1 protein-coding gene and 1 pseudogene are annotated in these 2,498 nt (G+C 64.4%); both read right to left on the bottom strand.

Going from position 1 to position 2,498, the window contains the following annotated elements; translation table 11 throughout:
- Positions 1 to 1,322 (bottom strand): benzoyl-CoA 2,3-epoxidase subunit BoxB (gene boxB, locus Q8N40_RS19920; protein WP_305713004.1); only part of this gene is annotated, 1,322 nt, incomplete at its 3' end.
- A 190-nt stretch (positions 1,323 to 1,512) separates the two neighbouring features.
- Positions 1,513 to 2,498 (bottom strand): annotated as a pseudogene (locus Q8N40_RS19915) (benzoyl-CoA-dihydrodiol lyase); the annotation flags it as partial.

Here is a 2,498-nt window from a genome sequence, read left to right as displayed (position 1 = left end):
GCGATGAAATCGCCGTCGTCCACCGACGGCAGCCAGTCGTTCCTGCGCTTGTTCCAGGTGGCGTCGTCGATCAGCAGGCCGTCGGGCGTGGCGTGGATGTCCCTGAACTCGCCGATCTGGCGATGGAACGCGACGTTCGGCAGGGTCAGCTTGAAATCATAGCCGGCCGTCGAGATCACCTTGTTCCAGCGCAGCATGCCCTTGGCGCAGTCCTGGGTGTAGTCGTCGCGCAGCCGCATGTTAAGCGCGGTGAGCGCGGGCTCGTCGACCCGCTTGATCACGCCGTCGACCAGCTTCAGCACCGGATAGGTGTCGTTCTTCAACTGGTGGTCGTCCTCGATCTGGGTCTCGCGGTAGCGGCCCTTGATTCCGGCATTGAAGGCGTTGGCGGCGTTGGTGGAGACTTCCGAGCCGAACAGATCGAGCGACAGCGTGTAATGCAGATTGAGCTTCTTCTGCATGGTCGGCAGGTCGATCACGCCGAGCGCGCGGACTTTGGCGACGTCGTTGGGATCGCTGATGCCGGCGGCCTTCATCGCCTCGCAGGTTCGCTGCAGGATGCGGCTGATGCCGGTCTCGCCGACGAACATGTGGTGCGCCTCTTCGGTCAGCATGAAGCGGCAGGTGCGCGACAGCGGATCGAAGCCGGACTGCGCCAGCGAGTGCAACTGCATCTTGCCGTCGCGATCGGTGAAATAGGTGAACATGAAGAACGACAGCCAGTCCGGCGTCGCCTCGTTGAAGGCGCCGAGCATGCGCGGCGAATCGGCGTCGCCGGAGCGGCGGCGCAACAGGTCGTCGGCTTCCTCGCGGCCGTCGCGGCCGAAATATTTCTGCAGCAGATAGACCATCGCCCAGAGATGGCGGCCTTCCTCGACATTGACCTGGAACAGGTTGCGCAGGTCATAGAGCGATGGCGCGGTCTTGCCGAGATGGCGCTGCTGCTCGACCGAGGCCGGCTCGGTGTCGCCCTGGATCACGATCAGGCGGCGCAGCATGGCGCGATGCTCGCCCGGCACTTCCTGCCAGGCCGGCTTGCCGAAGTTCTCGCCGAACGGGATGACGCGGTTCTCTTCCTGCGGCGCCAGCAGGATGCCCCAGCGATAGTCCGGCATCTTGACGTAGTCGAACTTGGCCCAGCCGCGCGGATCGACCGAATAGGCGGTGCGCAGATAGACCAGCGACTGCTGAAAGCCCTCGGGACCCATGTCGCCCCACCAGTTCATGTAACCGGGATGCCAGCCCTCCAGCGCCTTGAGCACCTGCCGATCCTCACTGAGATTCACGTTGTTGGGAATCTTGGTGGAGTAGTCGACGTTCATGATGTTCATGGCGTTCTCCCTGGTGCCGTCGTGGCGCGCATCGCGTCTTGTTCCGCCGTCATCCTGAGGTGCCAGCGCCTCTTGCGCGAGCCTCGAAGGATGCTTCTACGATGATTGTTTCCGCATCCATCCTTCGGGGCTCGCCTTGCTGCGCAAGGCTCGCACCTCAGGATGATGGCGGTGCCTGCTTTTAGACCCGCGTCATATCGAACTGCGCCTTCTGGCCGGTGCCGTAACGGCGCAGCGCGCCGTCCTCGCCGACCGCGTTGGGGCGCTGGAAGATCCAGTTCTGCCACGCCGTCAGGCGCGAGAAGATTTTCGATTCCATGGTCTCGGGACCGACGAAGCGCAGATTGGCTTCCATGCCGGTGAGGCTGTCGGGCGAGAACGAGGTGCGCTCCTCGAAGAACACCCGGACCTCGTCGTCCCAGTCGATATCGTCGAGCGCGAAGGTGACGAGGCCGAGCGCCTCGGCCTGCTCGGCATCGAGCCCCTCGCCGATTTTGGCCTGCGCGCGCGCGACGTCTTCCGGGTCGGCCTGGAAGCGCGACTGCAGGCGTGTGAGGCCGTGGCTCATCGGATAGGGTCCGAAATTCATCGCGGAAAGTTCGATGGTCGGGGGGCTGCGGTTGTCGCCCTGGCGCGAGCCGATCAGCATGTAGGAGCGGTCGGCCGCGAACACCAGTTCGGCCAGCGTGCCGACGAAGCAGGAGCCGGGCTCCACCAGCGTCACCAGCGTGCGCGAGGTGACGTCGATGCGCTTCAGCACCCGCTTCCAGTATTGCCTGATCTCGTTGACCAGCCAGTGCGCCTTGTTGGCCTCCAGGAAGGCGTCACAAGCCAGCACATTGGCGCGGTCGCCATGCGACTTGAATACCAGCATCGCGGTTTCGAGCTCGTTGATGCGCAGATGCAGGATGGCGTCGTCGAGTTCGCGCGCGACCTGCAGCGGCCAGAACGAAGCACCCTGCCCGATCATGCCGTCGATATCGGCGGGTGGCGCCGCCTCCGGCGCCTGAATCGAGATGGTGGCTATACGCGCCGCGCGGTCGATGTCGACGCTGATAAAACCGTAGCGGATGCCGCTGTCGTCGAAGCTGCGTGACAGCGGCGCCAGCGCGATGGCCTTGCCGTTGCCGTTGCGCTTGGACGCCGCGGCGAATTCCCTGGCGCGTT

The organism is Bradyrhizobium sp. (genome assembly GCF_030693485.1).
Taxonomy (GTDB): domain Bacteria; phylum Pseudomonadota; class Alphaproteobacteria; order Rhizobiales; family Xanthobacteraceae; genus Bradyrhizobium.
The sequence above is the reverse complement of the archived record's forward strand: the minus strand, read 5'-3'. Positions and strand labels throughout refer to the sequence as shown.